The sequence below is a fragment of the Myroides sp. NP-2 genome, assembly GCF_014145665.1.
Classification (GTDB): Bacteria; Bacteroidota; Bacteroidia; order Flavobacteriales; family Flavobacteriaceae; genus Flavobacterium.
The window spans coordinates 1-690 of sequence record NZ_JACHTD010000051.1; the positions used below are offsets into that span (position 1 = coordinate 1).

Genomic DNA, 690 nt, shown 5'->3' on the forward strand with positions numbered 1-690 from the left:
TGCTGAAATAGAGGGTTTTATTAATGAAAAAGTATTTCAAGACAATATTAGTGCATCTTATCAACGCTCTTTAGTTGGGGCAATTAAGAAGATTTATGAGTTGGTCAATAATCAATCGATAGAGTTAAATTATTTATATCCTAAACGAAAATCAACCCAACTGCCTACTTTCTTTTCTCAAGAAGAAGTGAGAAAAATATTAAATGCTACAGAAAATTTAAAGCATAAAGCAATTCTTACCACTATTTACAGTTGTGGATTACGCTTAAGTGAGTTAATAAATCTTAAACTAACCGATGTAAAATCCGACAGTAATTTACTATTAATACAACAAAGCAAAGGGAATAAAGATAGGCTAGTAGCTTTACCTGATAAGTTATTAAGTTTGTTGCGAGAATATTATATTGAATATAAACCCAAAATATTTTTATTTGAAGGAACTAATGATGAGCAATACAGCGAAAGAAGTGTTCAGTTAGTTTTGAAAAAGTCAATGAAAAAAGCCAATATTGTAACAAAAGGCAGTGTGCATACTTTGCGTCATTCATACGCCACACATTTAATAAAAAGCGGAATTGACATTCGGGTTGTACAAGAATTATTAGGGCATAGTGATATTAGAACAACCATGATTTACACTCATATTACAGATGTAGATAAGAAATCGACACCAAGTCCATTAGATTTTTT

At 30.4% G+C, this 690-nt stretch carries 1 protein-coding gene; it reads left to right on the plus strand.

The window, feature by feature from the left end:
* Positions 1 to 690 (plus strand): tyrosine-type recombinase/integrase (locus H4K35_RS15580; protein ID WP_182628813.1); only part of this gene is annotated, 690 nt, incomplete at both ends.